Raw genomic sequence first — 12,940 nt, 5'->3', positions numbered from 1 at the left:
GTACCCCCGAATCTAAGCCCTTTCCCTCCACTTGTCACCATCGGCGTGGCGGCGGGCTCCGGGCTTGGCTAGCGGATGTAGTTGGGCAGGTTCAGGAAGAGATTCGTGGTGTAAGCGGTCATCTTGTCCATGATCCATGGGAAGGCCAGGAGGAGGGCAAGGAAGATGGCGATGATCTTGGGCACCATGGTCAGGGTCATCTCCTGGATCTGGGTGGCGGCCTGGATGATGGAGATGAAGATGCCCACGGCCATGCCGATGCCGAGCATGGGCAGGGAGATGACCAGGGTCATTTCGATGGCCTGTCTGGCAAAACCGACAACGAATTCCGGTGTCATTTCAGGCCCTCCTTGCCGGGGCGGTTGGGGTTGAGGGAAGGATTTCGGACGCACTCCTCCCCGGGCGACGCGGTGCGCATGGTCACTGGAACGTGTTGACCAGGGAGCCCACCAGCAGGTTCCAGCCGTCGATGAGGATGAACAGCAAAATTTTGAACGGCAGCGAGATCATGACCGGCGGCAACATCATCATGCCCATGGCCAGCAGGATGGAGGCGACCACCATATCCAGGATGAGGAACGGGATGTAGATCAGAAAGCCGATGGTGAAGCCGGTCTTGAGTTCGGAGATGGTGTAGGCGGCCACCAGCATGATGGTCGGGACCTCCGCCTTGTTCTCGGGGCGCGGCTCCTTGGTGATGGAGTAAAATATGGACAGGTCCTTCTCGCGGGTATGCTTGAACATGAACTGGCGGATGGGGACCTGGGCCCGTGTCAGGGCCTCGGTGAAATTGATGGTCTCGTTCATGTACGGCTGAAGCGCGGTCTCGTTGACGGCCTTGCCCACCGGATACATGATGACCATGGTCATGAAGATGGCCAGGGCTGTCAGGATTTGGTTGGGCGGCATCTGCTGGGTGCCCATGGCCTGCCGGATGAAGTGGAAGACGATGATGATCCGGGTGAAGGAGGTCATGGTCAGCAGGATGGCCGGGGCGAGGGACAGGATGGTCAGCAGGAAGAGAATCTCCAGCAGCGTGGAGACTTCCTGCGGATCGGCCTGGCCCGCGGCCAGCTCCATGGACAGCTTGGGGATGACCGGCCCCTGTGCCCAGGACAGGGCCGGGAGAAGCACGGCGGCCAGCAGCGCCAGCAGGGCGACGAGGCGGACGCGGCTAGTCACGGACGGAGCTCCGCTGGAGGATCGAGGCGAAGGACTTGCGCTCGGTCTGTTCCGGTTCCGGGGCGGCCTCCCCCTCGTCGAGGAGAGTGACGTTGTGCTCGGTCACGCCGAGCAGCAGGTCCTTGTCGCGGTAGCGGACCACGGCCACGGATTGGCGGTTGCCGAGCATCAGTCGGCTGACCAGCCTGGGCCCGTTCCGGCCGGAACCGGCCAGTGCGCCGGGGACGCCGAACCGCCTGAGCAGCCAGTAGGCCAGAAAAATGACGCCCAGCAGCAGGAAGAGGTATCCGGCGGTGGTCAGGATGGTCGCTCCCGAATCCACGGCCGGAAGTTGCATGGGGGCGACGGCCGGAGCGGGACTAGCCAAGCTGCTTCACCCGCTCGATGGGGCTGATGATGTCCGTCAGCCGAATACCGAATTTTTCGTTGATGACCACGGCTTCGCCACGCGCCACCAATTTGCCGTTGACATAGATTTCGAGCGGTTCGCCGGCCAGCTTGTTCAGCTCGACCACCGATCCCTGGCCCAATTGCAGGAGCTCGTTGATCAACAGCTTGGTGCGCCCCAGTTCGGCCGAGACCTCCAAGGGGATGTCCAGGATGAAGTCCAGGTCCCGCTTGCCCGAGGAGCTGCCCGCCTTGGCTTCGGGGCCCATGTCGGGCAGTTCGTAGTCGTGGGTCTGGGTGGACAGGAAAGCCTGTTCCTTTTCGTGACGGACCTCTTCCTGCTCGGTTTCGGCCAGGGCCGCGGCCCACTCGTCGGCCAGGGCCTCGTCGTCGTTGCCCATGTTGGCGCTGCCCGCCTCGGACGGGTCGGTCACATCGTCCAGGCTCCCGAGGGGATCGTCCGAATCGCCGGTTTCCAGCAGGGCATCGGCCCATTCCTGCGCGAGTTTATCCTGATCGTCAGCCATATCGCTTACCTCGTTGAATACGTTGTTCTCCGGCCGGGCCGTCAAAAAACGGGACGGCCCGATACGGAGCTAGCAAGAAGCGTGCTACTGGATGACCATTTCCGTGATGTAGACCCGGAGCACCCCGCCGTTGCCGATGATTTGATTCAACCTGTCGGCAATCTCCTGCTTGAGCTCCACCTTGGCCTGCATGGTGGACAGTCCTTCGTAGGTCTTGCTCGACAGGAGCAGGAGCAGGGTGTCCTTGATCTTGGCCTCGTACTTGGTCAGGTCGGCCTGGGCCTCGGCGTCGCGCACCTCCACCTCCACCCCGAGTTTCAGGTAGCGGCGGCCCAGCGGATCGGCCAGGTTGACCAGGAACGTGGGCAGGGGCACGATTTGGCCCTCCAGTTGCTCGGCAGGCTTGCCGGGGTCGCCCGCGGCGTCCTGTTGGGAGGCGGCGTCCTCGGCGGGCGTGGCGAAAAACATCTTGTAGCCGAACCAGCCGCCCACGCCCAGCGCGGCCAGCAGGACGACGATGATGATCCACTTGATCAAGCCGCTCTTTTTCTTTTTTCCTTCTTCCTGGGTCAATTCTTCTTGCGCCATGGCGATTCCCTTTCCTGCGGGTTGTTACCCATTGCTTACCGTCAATCGTTCCACTTTTCCAGGCCAAGTTCCGACTCGTCAGTATCCGCCGATGGGCCGGGCGGTCTTGAGCAGTATTTCCACCCGCCGATTCTTGGGCGAGGCGACCGGCCTGCCCAGTTCATTGATCACCGGGAAGGCGTTGCCGTAGGCGGACAGGGAGAATCGCGCATTGGGCACGCCCTTGTCCACCAGGTAGGCGAGCACCGCCAGGGCCCGGTCCCCGGACAGTTCGAGCGGCGTCCGGCTGGCGTCGGACGCGTCGGCGTACCCGGCCACGTTGATGGGCGCATCGGTCTGGGTCATCATCGGCACCAGCCGGGCCATGAGATATTTGCCCTTGTCGGACAACGAGGATCCGCCGGGCGCGAACAGGATCTGGTCGGTGAAGACCAGGGCCACGCCGTCCTGCTTGGCCAGGACGTCGAGGTTGTCGTTCAGGTCGGACTTGCTGATCTCGTCGGGCAGGGTGTCATCCGGGAAAAGCAGGTCCTTGATGCGCTGTTGTTTGTCCAGGACCTCCCAAGGCTTCTCCATAAGCTCCACGATGAGCCGTTCCTTGGCGTTGACCCGGCCCGAACCGCGTTTGTCGAGCAGACCGAGGTCCGCCGTGGTCAGCGTGACCTTGGTCAGGATCGAGTTGTCCATGGAGGCCATGGACAGGAGCAGGACGAAGAAGGTCAGCAGCAGGGTCATGAGGTCCGAAAAGGTCACCAGCCACAGGGCCAGGGGCGGACATTGCTCTTCCTTTTTTTTCTTGCCCATGGCTAACGCAGCTCCGGTGGGGTGGAGACGTCGAATTCGAAGCCGTCCACGCTCATGGAATCCTTGCGCTCGGGCACCACGGGCATGGTCTCCACGATGCGGTCGCCCAACCGGCTGGAGCGCTTGTCCAGGACGATGTCCACCCGCCGGTTGCGGGCCCGGTTTTCCCGGGTGTCCGGCGGGTAGTGCGGGCGGTACTTGCCGAAGGCCTCCACGCGGAGCATGTCCGGGCTCATGCCGCTGTCGAGCAGGTAGCGGTAGATGGCCAGGGTCCGGTTCAGCGAAAGCTTCCAGGAGAGGTCCGGGTTCCGGTGGTCGTCCTCGGGCTTGTAGTTCATGTCCATTTCGTCGCGCAGGTCCGAGGTGTGCCCGGCCAGAAGCAGCGGGTATTTGACCTGCTTGAGCAGGGGCAGGAAGCGGCCCAGGGTGGCCCGGCCTTCGGCACTGAGGGTGTATCCGTCCGGGCCGAACAGGAGGCTGGCGTTGATGGACAAGATCTGGACGAACCGGCTGGAGGAAAAATTGATGTCGTCGTCCACGTTTTCCCATTTCAGGGCCTGGAGCGGCTCCAGGTCGCCGGTATCGATGGGGCCGGGCTCAACGGTTTTCTTGGTGTCCTTCTTGGAAAAGACCTCGTAGGACGCCTTGTCGAAGCCGAAGGTGCCGATGATGGAGCCCAGGGCCACGAGCTTGCGCCGCTGGTCGATGGTGGCCATGGACACGAGCAGGATGAAGAAGGTCAGCATGAGGGTCATGCAGTCCGCGAACGTGACCATCCACAGCGGCATGTCCTCGCAGTCCGGTTTTTTCTTCTTCTTGGCCATGGCGCGCCCCCTCGGGCGGGATGGTTAGTCCGAGACGATCCTGTCCTTGGGCGGCAGGTAGCTGTTCAGTTTCTCCTCGATGATGCGCGGGTTCTCGCCCTTGGAGATGGACAGGATGCCTTCCATGATCATTTCGCGCAGCAGGATTTCCTCCTTGCTGCGCGCCTTGAGCTTGCCCGCCATGGGCATGAGCACGAGGTTGGCGATGATCGCGCCGTACAGGGTGGTCAGCAGGGCCACGGCCATGGCCGGACCGATCGAGGACGGGTCGCTCATGGTCTGGAGCATCTGCACCAGGCCGATGACTGTGCCGATCATGCCCATGGCCGGAGCCAGGGTGCCCAGGGCCGAGACCACGTCCGCGCCCGTGGCGTGCCGTTCGGCCAGGTAGGATATTTCGGTTTCCAGGATTTCCTGGATGGTCTGCGGTTCCAGGCCGTCCACGGTCAGTTGCAGCCCCTTGCGCATGTAGTCGTCGTCGATCTCCTTGATGAGCGGTTCCAGCGAGAGGATGCCTTCGCGGCGGGCGCGGTTGGCGTAGTCCTTGAAACGGTCGATGATCTCGGCCGGGGAATCCAGGCTGGAAAAGAAGGTGTTCTTGATGACGCCGATGACCCCGATGATGTAGTTCATGGGGTAGTTGACCAGCCCGGCCCCGATGGTGCCGCCCACCACGATAAGCAGGGAGGGCACGGACACGAAGATGATCAGGCTGGAGCCCGTCATGATGGCCGACAGGACCAGTCCGAAGGAGAGGACGATGCCGATTATGGTACCCAGATCCATGCTGTCTCCGCTTTGTTCTTAGCCGCGCGGCGGCCGCGTCCCGAAAATCCGCGTGCCGATGCGCACCAGGGTCGCCCCCTCCTGCACGGCCGGGACGAAGTCGCCGGTCATGCCCATGGACAGGTGCGGCAGGAGCACGCCCAGCCTTGGTTCCAACCCGTCGCGCAGCTCCCGCAGCCGGGCGAACACCGGCCTGGCGCGCTCGGGATCGTCAAAAAACGGCGGCATTGTCATCAGTCCGACGAGCCGCAATCCCTCCATGCCGAGGACCGCCTCGGCCATTTCGGGCAGGCCTTCCACCGTGACTCCGGATTTTTGCGTTTCCCCCGCAATGTTCACCTGAATCAGGATGTCCTGGACGACGCCCAGGCTTGTCGCCTTTTTATGCAACGCCTGAGCCAGCTTGGCGGAATCCACGCTGTGCACCAGGGCGAATTTCCCGGCCACGTATTTGGCCTTGTTGCTCTGCAACCCGCCGATGAAATGCCAGTTGACGTTCAGTCCGGCCAGTTCGTCCTGCTTGGCCAGGGCCTCCTGGACGTAGTTCTCGCCGAATTCGGTCTGGCCGGTTTCGGCCAGGTCGCGGATGTCCGAAGCCGGATGCAGCTTGGACACGGCCACCAGGGTCACGTCCCCGGGGGCGCGCCCGGCCTGCCGGGCGGCATCGGCCAACGCCTCCCGCACCTCGGCCGTCCGTTCGGCCAATTCCTGTTTTCTCTCGTTCATGTTCGACTCTGTCTCGCTGGACCGTTGTCGGTCCTTGCGATCGGCCCTTATGTCCCAATGGCTCTTATCGGTCCGATTTTCAATTAGTTTAATGAATTAATGATGATTTTTCGCATCCGCCCATCGCGTACCCGCTTATATCACGACTTTACGGCCTCTAACTACCCGAAATTTTACCGGAACGGCAATTGGATATAAATAATCAATATTGTCGGAGCGTTAAGTCTAGATATTCTCTAGCAAGGCGTTTTCCCGCGTGCGTCCACCCGCTCCGCGAAGCCGTGGCGAAAGGTCCGGACGGGCAGGGGGGAGGCGCTGTTCACGCGGGACGGGTTCGCCCGCCCCGCGTGAAGGGCGGCCGCCCTAGGCGTGGGTGACGATGGCGTGGATGGTGCGGACGAGTTCGGGTTCGCCCTTGGCGGCGTAGGTTTCGTACAGGGACATGATGGTGGCCTGGGAGTAGACGTAGTTGCGGAACTGATGGAACGGCTTGGCCTTGAGGTCGTTTCGGGAGATGCCGTAGTCGCGCACGGCCACCTTTTCCATGATGGGCAGGACCCACTGGTTGGCGGGCACGGTCAGGACCCAGTCGTGGTCGCCGAGGTGGGTGACGAACCCTTCCTGGCGGCGGGGCAGGGGCAGGGTCTTGCCGTCGGCGGCGAGCAGGCCGTAGGCCACGGGATCAACGCCCGCGATGATGGAGGCGGCGGTCAGCCAACCTACCACCTGGGCCTCGTCCTTGTCGGTGCGCGGATGATTGTGGGCACAGGCCTGGGCCACGATGACCTCGGCGGGCACCTTGCGGGCGATGGATTCGGCCACGCCCAGGGTATGGTGCTCGCCGGTCCCGGCCAGGGGCCGTTCGGTGCGGGACTCGCCGTTGGCGTTCCACTGGAAGACCCACGGCTTGTGCAGATCGTGCAGGAGCTGCGCGGCGATGACCACGTCGCGGTCGAGCATGTAGCCGTAGACCTCGCGGTAGCCGTCGTACAGGGCCATGGACACGCGGGTGTTCAGGCCGGTGTGGGTGCACAGCCCGCCGGGATAGGCGTGGTGACTGGCGTAGCCGGATCCGGGCGCGGAACGGAAGGGCTGGGGCGGGGTTGAGGCCGAGCTGGAGGGCGGCAGGAAATCGGCCTCGGACACGTCCGGGATCAGTCCTTTGGCGGCCAGCTCCTTGTAGATGGCTCGTTTCTCGGAAGTTCCGATGGCTTTGGTCACAGTGGGCGCGGGGTTGTTGAGGATTTCCTGGACCTGGGCGCGCAGGCCGGGGTTGCGGATGGCGGCCGCGGCCTGGAGGATGGCTTGCCAGGCGGCGGACACCGGGCCCGAGGCGTCGGCCATGGCCTGGGGCGTCATGGCCATACATTCATCCAGGGTGACGGGGGACGGAGCGGCCTGCGCCCGGACGGGCAGGGCGGCGAGCGCGGTGGCGGCACCCGCCAGGGCGCCCAATTTCAGGAAATCACGCCGATTTAGAGATTCTGAAGGCATACGTTTCTCCTTGAATGCAGGTGTGTTGTACAATCATGTGACCATACCTCCCGCTTTCGTCGGCAGCCTGACGGCCGGGTGACGGAGTGTGCCTTGCGGGTGGAGAATGGGTAACAAGTCGGAGCCGGGTCGGGGTATTTTTGTAATGCCGCACAATACGGGAAAAAGGTATTTTACCCATTATCTATATATAGAGGCTTGACGAGTTGGCGAAAAAGCGGGCATAGACCCCCCTCAGTCTGTCGGGAACGGGTCCTGGATGTGCCGGGACCCCGCAACCACCAAGGCAGGCCGGATACAATCCTTCGGTCTGTTGAAGGATGCGCGAGTGCAAGCGCGCAATCGCGCGTCCTTCAACAGCCTGAGAAGAGAGTCGCAACATGCCGAAAGATCTGATCATCGTCGAGTCCCCCGCCAAGGTGAAGACCATCTCCAAGTTCCTGGGAAAGGACTATATAGTCGATGCCTCGGTGGGCCACGTGCGCGATCTGCCCACCCGCGATCTGGGCGTGGACGAGGAGAACAACTTCGCCCCGCACTATGAGATCATCCAGGGCAAAGAGGACGTGGTCAAGCGGCTCAAGGCCGCGGCCAAGAAGGCGGACACCGTCTATCTCGCGCCCGACCCCGACCGCGAGGGCGAGGCCATCGCCTGGCATGTGGCCGAGCTGCTCAAGCCGGTCAACGACAAGATCCGGCGCATCCAGTTCAACGAGATCACGTCCCGGGCGGTCAAGGAGGCCTTGGCCCACGCCCAGGACCTGAACGAAAACCTGTTCGACTCCCAACAGGCCCGGCGCATTCTGGACCGGCTGGTGGGCTACAAGATTTCGCCCATCCTGTGGAAGAACGTGAAGCGCGGCATCTCGGCCGGACGCGTGCAGTCCGTGGCGCTCAAGATCCTGGTGGAACGCGAAAAGGAGCGGCGCGCCTTCAGGCCGGACGAGTACTGGCCGTTCAAGGTGCTCCTGGCGGGCGAGAATCCTCCGCCGTTCTGGATGGACCTGCACAAGCTCGAAGGCAAGGCCGTCAAGCCGGGGGCCAACCACGTGTCCAACGCGGACCAGGCCGAATCCTTGCAGGAACAGCTCGAAAAGGGGGCGTTCACGGTGGATTCCGTGCAGGAGAAGCAGCGCAAGCGCCAGCCCCTGCCGCCGTACATCACCTCCACCCTACAGCAGGACGCCAACCGGCGCATGGGCTACTCGGCCAAGCGGACCATGTCCATTGCCCAGCGGCTCTACGAGGGCGTGGAGCTCGGCCAGCGCGGCACCACCGCCCTGATTACCTACATGCGTACCGACTCCGTGCGTATCGCCAAGGAAGCCCAGGAAGCCGCCAAGGAGCTGATCCTGGACAAGTTCGGGGCGGACTTCTATCCGTCCAAGACCCGGAATTTCAAGACCAAGGGCGGAGCCCAGGACGCGCACGAAGCCATCCGGCCCGTTGACGTGACCATCACGCCCGAGAGCGTGAAGAGCTTTTTGCCCGCCGAGCAATACAAGCTCTACCGTCTCGTCTGGCAACGGTTCGTGGCCTCGCAGATGGCCGCGGCCACCTTCTGGGACACTACCGTGCTGGTCAACGCCCCGCAGACCGTGTGGCGCGCCAAGGGGGAACGGCTGCTCTTCGCCGGTTTCCTGGCCGCCATGGACAAGGCCAAGTCCGAGGAGGACGTGGAATTGCCCAAGCTGCACGAGGGCGAAGTGCTTCAGCTCAATGAACTGAAAAAGGAACAGAAGTTCACCCAGCCGCCGCCGCGTTACTCGGAAGCCTCGCTGGTCAAGACCCTGGAGGAATTGGGCATCGGCAGGCCGTCCACCTACGCGGCCATCATCTCCACCCTCATCGACCGCGAGTATGCCAAGCTTGAGGAAAAGCGGTTCGCGCCCACCGAACTCGGCTTCACCGTGTCCGACCAACTGTCCGAGCATTTCCAGGCCCTCATGGACGTGGGCTTTACCGCCCAGATGGAATCCCTGCTCGACGATGTGGCCGACGGCAAGAAGAACTGGGAGGAACTGCTCAAGGATTTCGGCGGCGACTTCTACCCCACATTGGAGAAGGCACGCACCGAAATGGCCCGTTCCCAGCAGGTCACGGACATCAAGTGCGACCTGTGCGGCAAACCCATGGCCATCAAGTTCGGCAAGACCGGAGAATTCCTGGGTTGCACCGGGTTCCCCACCTGCCGGAACATCAAGAACTTCACCCGCGACGAGCAGGGAAACATTCAGGTCGTGGAGCGCGAAAAGCCCGAAGACACCGGAGTCGTCTGCGAGAAGTGCGGCCGCCCCATGGCCATCAAACAGTCCCGGCGCGGCGAGTTCCTGGGCTGCACCGGGTATCCGGACTGCAAGTCCATCGTCAATTTCACCCGCGACGAGAACGGCAACATCAAGGTCGTGGAATCGGAAAAACCCGAGGTCGTCGGCACCTGCCCGGACTGCGGCGGCGAACTGCTGCTCAAGAAGGCGCGCACCGGATCGCGGTTCATCGCCTGCTCCAATTACCCGGACTGTACCTATGCCGCGCCGTTCTCCACGGGCGTGCCCTGCCCGCGCGAAGGGTGCAACGGCGAGCTGGTGGAAAAATCCTCGCGCCGGGGCAAGATCTTCTACTCCTGCTCCGAGTACCCCAAGTGCGACTACGCGGTCTGGAACTGGCCCATCAGCGAGCCCTGCCCCAAATGCGGCCACCCCATCCTCGTGCGCAAGTCCACCAAGGACAAGGGCGAGCACATCGCCTGCCCCAAAAAAGGCTGCGATTATACCCGTCCGGTGGACGAGTAGGCGCGCGGGCCCACTCTCGAACGCCTATCCCGAGGACGACAGTGCGTTGGGGAAAAGAGCCGCTGTTCGGAGTGCTGGGCCACCCGAAGTAGCTCCCTTTGGACGCTGTTTGTGGCGTTGCCCCAAAGCCGCCCAGGGGAGGGCGTTCCGATTTTTTCGAGAAAAGTCGGGATGTGTTGATCCAGGTCAATGTTTTTGAGGGCGGGAAGCCGTAGAAGGGAGTTGCGGATGGGGCATGACCGGCCCACCGCGCATGATACACTCTCTACCTGGGCGGGCCAGCCATCCCGCCCGAACGTCACACACCTACATCCTCCCCAAGAAGGCCGCCTCCCCCGGGCGGCCTTCCTGGCTTCGGGGGCTGGATTGTTTTGGGGAAACAACGTATTTCCTGCCCATGCCCGATACTTCCCCGACCCGTGAGGCCGTGCTGGCCGCCGCGCACAGGCTCGGCCGCGACGTGGATCCGGCCCAGGCCGAATTGTTGGCCGCCTACCTGGACCAGCTCATGAAGTGGAACCGCAAGATGAACCTGGTGGGCCCGTCCGACTGGCGGACCGTGTTCGACCGGCTGGTGGTGGATTCCCTGTTTCTGGCCGATTTCCTGGCCGGGCTGGGTCTACCAGAGCACCCGCTGTGCCTCGACTTCGGGGCCGGTGCCGGGCTGCCCGGCATCCCCCTGCGCGTGCTTTGGCGGCAGGGCGACTATTGGCTGGTGGAGGTGCGCGAAAAACGGGCCACCTTCATGAAAAGCGTGCTCGGCCGTCTCAAGCTGCCCGTCACCAACGTCTTTTCGGGGCGGGCTGAGGACGCCCTGGACCGTCTCTCCCGATCCGGGCATCAGGCCACCGCCGATCTCATCCTCAGCCGCGCCTTCATGCCCTGGCAAAAGCTCCTCGACTTCATCCACCCCATGCTCCGGCGGGAACCGGACCATGCCGGCATGGCGGTCATTCTTTCCAACGACCCGCCTCCGGCAGAAACCGACATTCCGGAAGGCTGGCGATTAGGCGATGTGGCCAGCTACCCGGCGGCGGGCGGTGAACGCTATTTCTGGTCCTTCATGGCCGAATAAAGAAGAATGCCTCCGGCAGCCAGAGGGGAAATCTCTTGAGAGAGGTTCCCCCTCTGGGCTTCCCCTTCAGAATTTTTATGCGCCTTCGGCAAGTGCGAGAGAGCACCAATAGAAAAACCCCGGCTTAGCAAAACCGGGGTTTCCTTGTCGACGAACTCCGCGAAGCGGCGCAAAAAGTTTGGGAAAAGGAGGGGCCGGGGGAAGGGGAGGAACCAACCCTTTTCAAAGGTTTTTCCTCCCCCGCCCCCGGTCGCGTAAGTGCCGTTCTTGGCCGCAGCGCCCGCAGGCGCGGTGTCCTACAGCACGTCCCAGTCGGCGCCTTCGGGGGTGTCGTGGACTTCGACGTGCATGGCGGCGAGCTCGTCGCGGATGGCGTCGGATTTCTCGAAATCCTTGTCCTTGCGGGCCTGGGTGCGCGCGTCGAGGAGTTCCTGGACCTTGTTCGGGTCGATGCCGGTGCGGGCGGCGCGGTTGTCGCGCAGTTCCAGGAGGAATTCGGCGGGGTCGCGGTCGAAAATGCCGAGGATGGAGGCCCAGTCGGCCATATCCTTCTTGATGCGGGCGAAGAGGTCGCGACTGCCTTCGGCCTTGCGGAGCCCCTTGTCTTCGGCCACACGTCCGGCCAGGCGGATGGCGGAGAAGACGTGCCCCAGCGCCCCGGCGGTGTTCAGGTCGTCGGCCATGGCCTCGGCGAAATGCTTTTCGATGTCGTCGAGTTCCTTGGTCAGTTCCTCGGGGAACGGGGATTTCTTCCACTTGTCCTTGGCCAGTTCCACATCAATCTGGTTCAGGGCGGAATAGATGCGCTTGAGGCCCTTTTCGGCCTCTTCCAGGGCGTCGAAGGAGAAGTCCAGCGGGCTGCGGTAGTGCATGGTCAGCAGGAAGTAGCGCAGGGTCTCGGGCAGGAACTTGTCCAGGATGTCGCGGATGGTGAAGAAGTTGCCGAGGGATTTGGACATCTTTTCGGAATTGATCTGGACGAATCCGTTGTGCACCCAGTAGTTGGCGAAGGGCTTGCCCGTGGCCGCCTCGGATTGGGCCACCTCGTTTTCGTGGTGCGGGAAGGTCAGATCCTGGCCGCCGCCGTGGATGTCCAACGGCAGAGAGGAGTATTTTTCGGACATGGCGGAGCACTCCAGGTGCCAGCCGGGACGGCCTTTGCCCCAGGGGGATTCCCAGAATGGTTCGCCGGGCTTGGCCCCCTTCCACAGGGCGAAGTCCAGCGGATCTTCCTTTTCCTCGCCAGGAGCGATGCGTGCGCCGGACTCCAGCTCGTCGATGTTCCGGCCGGACAGCTTGCCGTAGCCCTCGAAGGAGCGGACCCGGAAATACACGTCTCCGGACGGGGTGGCGTAGGCGTGGCCCTTGTCGATGAGCCGCTGGGTCAGGTCGAGCATCTCCGGGATGTGCTCGGTGCACTTGGGCTCCACCGTGGGCCGCTGGATGTTCAGGCGGTCCATGTCCACGTAGAATTCACCGATGAACTTTTTGGCGATTTCACCCGCTTCCTTGCCCACTTCGTTGGCGCGCTTGATGATCTTGTCGTCGATGTCCGTGAAGTTGCGGATGAAATTGACTTTGTACCCCTCGTGCTTGAGGTAGCGGTAGAGCACGTCGAAAACCACGCTGGAACGGGCGTGCCCGATGTGGCAGAGATCGTAGGCCGTGATGCCGCAGACGTACATGTTCACATCGTTGTTGTGGACCGGGGTGAATGCTTCCTTCCGCCGCTTGAGGGTGTTGTAAAGTCTCATT

At 62.8% G+C, this 12,940-nt stretch carries 13 protein-coding genes; 2 read left to right on the top strand and 11 right to left on the bottom strand.

Annotated features, from left to right (window positions below; genetic code table 11):
• Positions 1 to 68 precede the first annotated feature (68 nt).
• The 10 genes from fliQ to J0909_RS04425 all read right to left on the bottom strand — a co-directional run bounded on the left by fliQ (position 69) and on the right by J0909_RS04425 (position 7,318).
• The gene (gene fliQ / locus J0909_RS04470; RefSeq protein WP_207260852.1) at positions 69 to 338 is read right to left on the bottom strand and encodes a flagellar biosynthesis protein FliQ; all 270 of its coding nucleotides are present in this window, start codon (positions 336 to 338) and stop codon (positions 69 to 71) included.
• Positions 339 to 420: 82 nt separating this feature from the next.
• Positions 421 to 1,182: a flagellar type III secretion system pore protein FliP gene (fliP, locus tag J0909_RS04465; RefSeq protein WP_207260851.1), complete on the bottom strand. Its 762-nt coding sequence runs from the start codon at positions 1,180 to 1,182 to the stop codon at positions 421 to 423.
• Positions 1,175 to 1,549, bottom strand: coding sequence for a flagellar biosynthetic protein FliO (gene fliO, locus J0909_RS04460; RefSeq protein ID WP_207260850.1), 375 nt, complete (start codon positions 1,547 to 1,549; stop codon positions 1,175 to 1,177). The genes fliP and fliO overlap by 8 nt, the downstream gene beginning before the upstream one ends.
• On the bottom strand, positions 1,542 to 2,096 hold the full coding sequence (fliN, locus tag J0909_RS04455) for a flagellar motor switch protein FliN (RefSeq protein WP_207260849.1): 555 nt from the start codon (positions 2,094 to 2,096) through the stop codon (positions 1,542 to 1,544). Before fliN ends, fliO begins: the two co-directional genes overlap by 8 nt.
• A gap of 84 nt (positions 2,097 to 2,180) precedes the next feature.
• A complete protein-coding gene (locus tag J0909_RS04450) occupies positions 2,181 to 2,684 on the bottom strand; it encodes a flagellar basal body-associated FliL family protein (protein ID WP_207260848.1) in 504 nt (167 codons plus the stop codon).
• A 78-nt stretch (positions 2,685 to 2,762) separates the two neighbouring features.
• On the bottom strand, positions 2,763 to 3,488 hold the full coding sequence (locus J0909_RS04445) for an OmpA/MotB family protein (RefSeq protein ID WP_207260847.1): 726 nt from the start codon (positions 3,486 to 3,488) through the stop codon (positions 2,763 to 2,765).
• A gap of 2 nt (positions 3,489 to 3,490) precedes the next feature.
• A complete protein-coding gene (locus J0909_RS04440; protein WP_207260846.1) occupies positions 3,491 to 4,312 on the bottom strand; it encodes an OmpA/MotB family protein in 822 nt (273 codons plus the stop codon).
• A 24-nt stretch (positions 4,313 to 4,336) separates the two neighbouring features.
• Positions 4,337 to 5,098, bottom strand: coding sequence for a motility protein A (locus J0909_RS04435; RefSeq protein ID WP_207260844.1), 762 nt, complete (start codon positions 5,096 to 5,098; stop codon positions 4,337 to 4,339).
• An 18-nt stretch (positions 5,099 to 5,116) separates the two neighbouring features.
• Positions 5,117 to 5,824, bottom strand: coding sequence for a YggS family pyridoxal phosphate-dependent enzyme (locus tag J0909_RS04430; protein WP_207260842.1), 708 nt, complete (start codon positions 5,822 to 5,824; stop codon positions 5,117 to 5,119).
• Between the two features lie 363 nt (positions 5,825 to 6,187).
• Positions 6,188 to 7,318: a twin-arginine translocation signal domain-containing protein gene (locus J0909_RS04425; RefSeq protein WP_207260841.1), complete on the bottom strand. Its 1,131-nt coding sequence runs from the start codon at positions 7,316 to 7,318 to the stop codon at positions 6,188 to 6,190.
• Positions 7,319 to 7,698: 380 nt separating this feature from the next.
• Here J0909_RS04425 and topA point away from each other — a divergent pair, with 380 nt between their 5' ends.
• A complete protein-coding gene (gene topA / locus J0909_RS04420) occupies positions 7,699 to 10,110 on the top strand; it encodes a type I DNA topoisomerase (RefSeq protein ID WP_207260840.1) in 2,412 nt (803 codons plus the stop codon).
• Positions 10,111 to 10,507: 397 nt separating this feature from the next.
• The gene (locus J0909_RS04415) at positions 10,508 to 11,185 is read left to right on the top strand and encodes a 16S rRNA (guanine(527)-N(7))-methyltransferase RsmG (protein ID WP_207260839.1); all 678 of its coding nucleotides are present in this window, start codon (positions 10,508 to 10,510) and stop codon (positions 11,183 to 11,185) included.
• A gap of 296 nt (positions 11,186 to 11,481) precedes the next feature.
• On the opposite strand, the gene cysS is transcribed toward J0909_RS04415, so the two are convergent.
• On the bottom strand, positions 11,482 to 12,939 hold the full coding sequence (gene cysS, locus J0909_RS04410; protein ID WP_207260838.1) for a cysteine--tRNA ligase: 1,458 nt from the start codon (positions 12,937 to 12,939) through the stop codon (positions 11,482 to 11,484).
• Between the last annotated feature and the right edge of the window lies 1 nt (position 12,940).

Origin of the sequence: Desulfovibrio sp. Huiquan2017 (assembly GCF_017351175.1) — a bacterium.
Classification (GTDB): domain Bacteria; phylum Desulfobacterota; class Desulfovibrionia; order Desulfovibrionales; family Desulfovibrionaceae; genus Pseudodesulfovibrio.
This window is presented reverse-complemented; position numbering and strand designations above follow the sequence as displayed.

What these genes read in the sequence shown, in the direction of transcription:
- fliQ (WP_207260852.1), bottom strand. Translation starts at nt 338, where the DNA reads ATGACACCGGAATTCGTTGTCGGTTTTGCCAGACAGGCCATCGAAATG.
- fliN (WP_207260849.1), bottom strand. Translation starts at nt 2,096, where the DNA reads ATGGCTGACGATCAGGATAAACTCGCGCAGGAATGGGCCGATGCCCTG.
- J0909_RS04450 (WP_207260848.1), bottom strand. Translation starts at nt 2,684, where the DNA reads ATGGCGCAAGAAGAATTGACCCAGGAAGAAGGAAAAAAGAAAAAGAGC.
- J0909_RS04445 (WP_207260847.1), bottom strand. Translation starts at nt 3,488, where the DNA reads ATGGGCAAGAAAAAAAAGGAAGAGCAATGTCCGCCCCTGGCCCTGTGG.
- J0909_RS04440 (WP_207260846.1), bottom strand. Translation starts at nt 4,312, where the DNA reads ATGGCCAAGAAGAAGAAAAAACCGGACTGCGAGGACATGCCGCTGTGG.
- J0909_RS04435 (WP_207260844.1), bottom strand. Translation starts at nt 5,098, where the DNA reads ATGGATCTGGGTACCATAATCGGCATCGTCCTCTCCTTCGGACTGGTC.
- J0909_RS04430 (WP_207260842.1), bottom strand. Translation starts at nt 5,824, where the DNA reads ATGAACGAGAGAAAACAGGAATTGGCCGAACGGACGGCCGAGGTGCGG.
- J0909_RS04425 (WP_207260841.1), bottom strand. Translation starts at nt 7,318, where the DNA reads ATGCCTTCAGAATCTCTAAATCGGCGTGATTTCCTGAAATTGGGCGCC.
- topA (WP_207260840.1), top strand. Translation starts at nt 7,699, where the DNA reads ATGCCGAAAGATCTGATCATCGTCGAGTCCCCCGCCAAGGTGAAGACC.
- J0909_RS04415 (WP_207260839.1), top strand. Translation starts at nt 10,508, where the DNA reads ATGCCCGATACTTCCCCGACCCGTGAGGCCGTGCTGGCCGCCGCGCAC.
- cysS (WP_207260838.1), bottom strand. Translation starts at nt 12,939, where the DNA reads ATGAGACTTTACAACACCCTCAAGCGGCGGAAGGAAGCATTCACCCCG.